Source organism: Thermostichus sp. MS-CIW-40 (assembly GCF_054058315.1).
Window position 1 is genome coordinate 91,041 of sequence record NZ_JBSSAC010000006.1, and the last position, 6,741, is coordinate 97,781.

Consider the following 6,741-nt stretch of genomic DNA (forward strand, 5'->3'; position numbering starts at 1 on the left):
GCCCAAGGGCGTCCGCCTGTGGCAGAATCGAGCCAGCTTGCAGTGGCAAAAGGCTGCGCCGCTCAGGGACTGACTTGGCCATGGAAGACAAGATCAGAGCGGGAAGTGTGCTCAGGGGACGCTATCGCATTCTCCATCCCCTCGGGGAAGGGGGATTTGGCATAACCTACAAGGCGGTGGATCAAGACACCTTCGATAGCCCCTGCGTCGTCAAGCGCCTTCGCCCCCTCTCCACGGATCCTTATACACTGGCCACGGCTCGCAAGCTCTTTGAACGGGAAGCCAAGGTTCTCAACCGGCTCAACCACTTCGACCAAGTGCCCCGCCTTTTGGCCCACTTCGAGCAGGATCAGGATTTTTACTTGGTGCAAGAGTTTGTTGCCGGGCATGATCTCAGCCAGGAGCTGATCCCGGGCAAGCCGCTGAGCGAGGCCGAGGTTTTGAAACTGTTGTGGGATATTTTGGAGATCCTGCGCCATGTACACGCCCACCAGATCGTCCATCGGGATATCAAGCCGGCCAACTTGATGCGCCGCGATGCCGATGGCAAGTTGGTGTTGATCGACTTTGGGGCAGTCAAGGAAGTGGGGCGGTTGGTCAGCCATGCCCCCGGCCAAACTCAGTTGGCGACGGTGATTGGCTCGGTTGGCTACATGGCGCCCGAACAGCTCAACGGCAAGCCCCAGCCCTGCAGCGACCTGTACTCCGTAGGGGTGCTGGCCATCCAAGCCCTCATCGGTCGTCCTCCCCATAAGATCCGGGACGATCCCCGCACCGGCCAACTGCTCTGGCGGGATTTGGTTCAGGTCAGCGAGGAGCTGGCCGAGATTTTGGATCGCCTGATCTGCCCCCACTGGCAAGAGCGCTTCCAGTCTGCTGCTGAAGTGTTGGAGGCGCTGCGGCCCCTGTTGCCTTTTCCCCAAGAGGCGACGCTCGGCGATGTTTCGGTGGATCAGGTTTTGGTGACGCGCCTGTTGGCCCGCGCACAGGAGAAAGCCCGCCAAGGGGATTTCCAGGGGGCGATTGCCGACTGTACGTTGGCCATTCAATTGGATCCCCAAAATAGCCGCGCCTACAGCCAGCGGGGCAGCGCCCGCTACAAAAGTGGGGACTTGGCAGGGGCCATCGCAGATTACACCCAAGTCATTCAACTGGCAGGGGACGCCCGCGCCTATTTCAACCGAGGTATTGCTCGCTACCGGCTGGAGGACTACGAGGGAGCTGTTGCCGACTACACCCAGGCTCTCGGCCTCAACCCGCAATGGGCGGTGGCCTACTACAACCGTGGCAATGCTTACCGGCAACTGAATCAGCAGCAGCAAGCCATCGAGGATTATTCGCGGGCCATTGAGCTCAACCCGGAAGATGTGCGGGCCTATTTCAACCGCGGCGTGGTGCGCGGCCATCTGGGAGATGCGCAGGGGGCAGCAGCCGATTTTTCCGAGGTGATCAAGCGGGACCCTCAGGACGGGGAAGCCTACTTCAACCGGGGAGTGGCGCGGGTCCAGTTGTCAGATTTGCAAGGGGCCGTCGAGGACTACACCCAAGCGCTGCGGTTGGATCCTCGCCACGGCAAAGCCTATTACCACCGGGGCCTGGCCCGGCAAGCGTTGGGGGATCCCCAGGGGGCTGTTGAAGACTTTTCTCAGGCCCTATCCCTACGGTCTGCTGAGGCCACTGAGCTACCTGAGGCAGAGGCGGCAGCCCAGGCGGATCTCTACTTGCAGCGGGCCATGGCCTACCTGAGCAGCAACGCCCTGGAGTCGGCGCTGGCGGATTGTGAACAGGCTCTCCGTCTGGATCCCAACCTGTCGCGGGCCTATCTCTGCCGGGGCTTGGCTCGCCAGGGGCTGGGGGATCCCGGCGGCGCTCTGGCAGACTTCAACCGCGCCCTGGAGCTGGATCCCCAAATGGCCAAAGCCTACCTCAACCGGGGCATTGCCCACCTGGACTTGGGCAACATCGAAGCGGCTTTGTCGGACTTGAGCCAGACCATCGCTCTGGATCCCCAAGATGCCAGTGCCTACAGCAGCCGCGGGCGAATCCATTGGCTGTTGGGGGATCCCCTAGCGGCTCTGCAGGATTACACGGCTGCCCTGGAGCGGGATCCGCAGAACCCTCAGCTCTACTTCAACCGCGGCCAACTCCATGCTGAGCGGGAAGATTGGCCGGCAGCCTGTGAGGACTTCTCGCAGGTGTTGCAGTGGGCGGCGAGGCCTGGGATCCCACGCGGGCCGGAGCTGCTGGTTAATGCCCATCTGCGCCGTGGTATGGCACGGCAACGGTTGGGGGATTGGCAGGGGGCGTTGGCCGATTTCGACCAAGTCCTGCAAGGGGATCCTCAGTCGGGCTTGGCTTATTTCCATCGCGGCCAAGTGCGGGCTGCTCTGGGAGATGGGCTGGGGGCCATCCAGGATTACCACCAGGCTTTGGCGCTGGGGGTGGCAGTGGCCGAGGCGGATATCCGCCGAGATCTGGCGCGGGCCCAAATCCAGGCAGGGGATCTGCAGGCGGCCTTGGAGCAGTTGAACGAGGCGGTGCGCTTGCAGCCGGAACGGCGGGATCTGCGCCAAGAGCGAGCTGAGTTGTGCCGACGGCTAGGCCGGTGGCAAGAAGCAATTGCCGACTACGACGAGGTGTTGCGGCAGGATCCCCAGGACTGGACGGCTTGGCTGCGACGGGGCATGGCCCATGGGCAGGTGGGCAACTGGGCTGCCGCCCTTCAGGATCTCAGCCGGGTTTTGCAGCAGGATCCTGACCACAGGGAAGCGCTGTGGCACCGAGGACAAGCCCTGCAGCAGTTGGGTCAGACCGAAGCGGCCTTGCAAGATCTAAACCGTCTGCTGCAGCGGGATCCCCAACACAGGATGGCCCGCTTGGCCCGCGGCTCTCTGTTGTTGACGTTGGCAGTGCGCGGCACCGATGGCCCTACCAACCGCGCGGAGCAGGATTGCGTCAGCGGGACGGAGTCCTTGGAGCTGGGGTACTACGCGCAGGCTGAATCCGACTTCGACCAAGTCACCCAGGAAGAGGCCCAAGACGGGGAACAGTCCCGGCAGCTCTATCTGGAGGCCCACCTGAAGCGGGCCCAAGTCCGCCGCCTGCGCCACAACCTGGAGGGGGCAATAGCCGATTGGGATCGGGTCTTGGAGCTGGCCAGCCCAGGGGATCCAGAAGTGCTGGTCACCGAAGCCCTGTTGTATCGGGGCTTGTGTCGCCAAGAGAGGGGGGATCTGGCTGGGGCGTTGGCCGATTTCACGGCGCTGATCCAGCAGCAACCGCAGGCTTCTCAGGCTTTTGCTTTGCGGGCAAGGGTGCATCTGGCTTTGGGGGATCAAGAGGCGGCATTGGCGGATCTCAACCAAGCTCTGAGCCTCGACCAGAACTGGGGGGTGGCCGATGCTGCCCTGGCCTACCGTCAACGGGGGGATCTACACCGGCAGGCCAATTGCCCTGAGCTGGCCATTGCCGACTACACGCAGGCCCTGGCCTTGAACCCCCAGGAGCACTCTGCTTTGCTCCACCGAGCTCTCCTGTGGGATGGCGAGGGACAGACGGACAAAGCGATAGAAGACTACACCCGACTGCTGCAACTGGAGCTGGATCCCCAGGAGCGGGTCTGGGTTTTGAACAACCGCGGCTGGGCCTACGCCCAACAGGGGGATTTTTCGGCGGCCATCCGCGACTACGACCAAGCCATAACACTCTGCACTGCTGACGCGAGCGATAGGGATCCCTGCCACCTCAAGGCCCACCTCAACCGCGCCCTGGCCCGGACTGCCCTTGGGGATTGGCAGAGAGCCTGCCAGGATTTCCAGGCTGCCCTCCAGATGCAAGGGTACGAAGGTCGGCTTTTGGAAGACGTTATCGCTAGTTATTTCAAAATAGGTTGAGACACTTCCCAAAGGCTCCGCGCCGTCGCCGCGGCCACCTCCAACCTCTCTTAGAAATCGATAGGATTTGAATGGACAGTTAGAGGGATCGGCTCAAGCCTCCTCCGCCACTTCTCCCGTCTCGGGCCGCAGCAGCGGAAAGGCAATGACATCGCGAATGCTGGGAGCGTCGCACAGCAGCATCACCAAGCGGTCGATCCCCACGCCCAGGCCGCCGGTGGGGGGTAGGCCGTATTCCAAGGCCGTGAGGAAGTCTTCATCCAGAAAGTGGGCCTCTTCATCGCCGGCTGCCTTCAGGGCTGCCTGGGCCTCCAGCCGCTGCCGCTGATCCACCGGATCGGTGAGCTCGGAGTAGGCGTTGGCCGTCTCCCGCCCAACGATGAACAGCTCGAAGCGCTCGGCCAACCCCGGTTTGCTGCGGTGAGGCTTGGTAAGAGGACACACCTCCAGGGGGTAGTCCAGAACAAAGGTGGGCTGGCGCAGGCGGCTCTCGCAGCAGTGCTCAAAGGCTTTGACCAGCAACTGGCCGGGGGAGTCCTGGGGTGAGAGATTGGGGATCCCTTGGGCGGCCAAGGCCGGCAAGAGCTCTTCAGGGCATCCCTTTTCCACATCGATGAAAATGCCAGTGGCCTCCTCCACCAGCTCCTGCATCGTCACCCGTCGCCAGGGAGGGGTGAGGTCGATGGCTTCCCCTTGGTAGGTGAGCTGCAGGGATCCCCGCACCGCCAGGGCGGCGTTGCAGACCAGGGTTTCCGTCAGCTCCATCATGGTGTGGTAGTCGGCGAAGGCTTGATAGGCCTCTAGAGAGGTGAACTCCGGGTTGTGGCGGGTGGAGATGCCTTCGTTGCGAAAGACCCGCCCAATTTCATAGACTCGCTCGATCCCGCCCACCACCAGCCGCTTCAGGTGCAGCTCGGTGGCAATGCGCAAGTAGAGATCCAGATCCAGGGCGTTGTGGTGGGTAACAAAAGGCCGCGCCTCCGCCCCGCCGGGGATCACCTGCAACACTGGCGTCTCAATTTCCACAAAACCTCGCTCTTCCAGAGTCTGCCGCAGGGAGCGGATGATCTGGGCGCGGTCGAGCAAGGTCTGCTTGACCTCAGGGTTGACGATGAGATCGACGTAGCGCTGGCGGTAGCGTTTCTCCACATCCCGCAGGCCGTGCCACTTGTCCGGCAGCGGCAACAGCGCCTTGGTTAGCACCTGGTACTCGTCCACCCGCACCGACAATTCCCCTTTTTCGGTGCGCTTGAGGCAGCCCTTGGCCCCCAGCCAATCGCCCACGTCGATGAGCTTGTCCAAGTTCTTGAAGGCCAACTCCCCCATATGCTCCGTCAGCCGTTGCTTCTCCAGGTAAAGCTGGATGGTGCCGGAGCGATCCTGAAGGGTAAAGAAAGCCAGCTTGCCCATGACCCGCCGCGCCCGGATCCGCCCGGCCACCGCCACCTGCACATCCTCCCGCTCGCCGCCGGGCTCTAGGTCGGCAAATTGCTCCTGCAGCTCGGCAGCCAGATGGGTAACAGGAAAAGAATAGGCGTAAGGCGGGATCCCTTGTTCCCGCAGGTGTTGGGCTTTTTCCAGGCGGGCGGCCCGTTGGGCAACTTCGCTGCTGCTGGGGAGAGTGGACATGGCAGTGGATAGGCAATGGACAATGGAAGCCCCGTTAGGGACGGGATTTTTCAGGCTGCCGGCGGTGCGATCGCGTTAGCGGGACGGAGTCCTTTCGCGTTAGCGGGACGGAGTCCTTTGCCGTGGGAACGCAGCAGCTCCAAAAGGGCTTCAGCCCGTTGGCGTTCTCTTTCGGCCCGTTGATGTTCCAAAGCAGCCTTCTCTTCGCCGGTGGGCAAAACCTGCCCCTCCCGATCACACCAGCGTAGCCATTCGGTATTCACGACCTCAAAGGATCGCTGCCAGAGGGTTAAGCCCAGCCCGATCGCGTTAGCGGGACGGAGTCCTTTCGCGTTAGCGGGACGGAGTCCTTTCGCGTTAGCGGGACGGAGTCCTTTGTCCTCCAGCCATGTGGACGCGAAGGGGACAAACTCACCTCCCCGCCGCTGAAAAAGGGCCAGAGGGGATCCCTGCAGTTCCCTTAGTTGCCGCAAGGGAGAGGCTACGCCCGCTGTGCGATCGTAGACCGCGTAGTAGCTGACGCCGGCGCGGGCATAGTCTTTGCGTTTGCGGCCCAGCTCTTCCCCTTTGCGCTTGGAGACAATCTCAATGACCACATCCGGCGGCTTACCCATCTCCCAGACCAGGTAGGTGCGATCTTCCTTGCGCTCAAAGCTGGCGGGGGGAGCCACCTCCAGGCTGAGCATCACATCGGGCACCAGGGGAGGCAGTTTGAGGGCATAGAACAGACCGACATTGGCCGTGGCCAAAAAGGGGATCAGCTCCCCCGTGTCTTCGGCCTTGGGCTGGAAGGAGGCGTAGAGAGCGCTGGTGAGCAGGCGCTGCAGCTTTTTGGAGAGAATGCTGTCCGCGGGCTCATCATCCTCGATGACCAGGTCGCTGTTCGCGCAGCGGGTGTAGCCTTTATCCGGTGGCGGAGGAAATGCCGTCTCTGGCATCGAGGGCTGGACTGGGCTGGAGGGTGCGGAAACCATGCTCACCGGGATCCCTTGCTGGTGTTGCTAACTACGGACTAGGGCTCAGCTAAGGCTGCTGAGCTGTTTGCCCAGCAGGCGTAGCCTTTTTCGAGGGTAACAAAAGTTTTCGGGAACATGATGGACATGCCACCGAAGCAGCGGATGCCGATCGCGTTAGCGGGACGGAGTCCAATCGCGTTAGCGGGACGGAGTCCAATCGCGTTAGCGGGACGGAGTCCAATCGCGTTAGCGGGACGGAGTCC

At 62.3% G+C, this 6,741-nt stretch carries 4 protein-coding genes; 1 reads left to right on the plus strand and 3 read right to left on the minus strand.

Annotated elements, in window-relative coordinates:
- The first annotated feature begins 80 nt into the window (after window positions 1–80).
- On the plus strand, window positions 81–3,893 hold the full coding sequence (locus ACVWXF_RS03680) for a tetratricopeptide repeat protein (RefSeq protein WP_457473661.1): 3,813 nt from the start codon (window positions 81–83) through the stop codon (window positions 3,891–3,893).
- Between the two features lie 93 nt (window positions 3,894–3,986).
- Here ACVWXF_RS03680 and lysS read toward each other — a convergent pair whose 3' ends face one another.
- The 3 genes from lysS to ACVWXF_RS03695 form a co-directional block, all read right to left on the minus strand.
- Entirely contained in the window at window positions 3,987–5,522 is a 1,536-nt protein-coding gene (lysS, locus tag ACVWXF_RS03685) for a lysine--tRNA ligase (RefSeq protein WP_457473662.1), read from the minus strand.
- Between the two features lie 50 nt (window positions 5,523–5,572).
- On the minus strand, window positions 5,573–6,496 hold the full coding sequence (locus ACVWXF_RS03690) for a Uma2 family endonuclease (protein ID WP_457473663.1): 924 nt from the start codon (window positions 6,494–6,496) through the stop codon (window positions 5,573–5,575).
- Window positions 6,497–6,534: 38 nt separating this feature from the next.
- On the minus strand, window positions 6,535–6,741 hold a 207-nt coding region (locus ACVWXF_RS03695), incomplete at its 5' end, for a hypothetical protein (protein WP_457473664.1).

What these genes read in the sequence shown, in the direction of transcription:
- ACVWXF_RS03690 (WP_457473663.1), bottom strand. Translation starts at nt 6,496, where the DNA reads ATGGTTTCCGCACCCTCCAGCCCAGTCCAGCCCTCGATGCCAGAGACG.
- ACVWXF_RS03680 (WP_457473661.1), top strand. Translation starts at nt 81, where the DNA reads ATGGAAGACAAGATCAGAGCGGGAAGTGTGCTCAGGGGACGCTATCGC.
- lysS (WP_457473662.1), bottom strand. Translation starts at nt 5,522, where the DNA reads ATGTCCACTCTCCCCAGCAGCAGCGAAGTTGCCCAACGGGCCGCCCGC.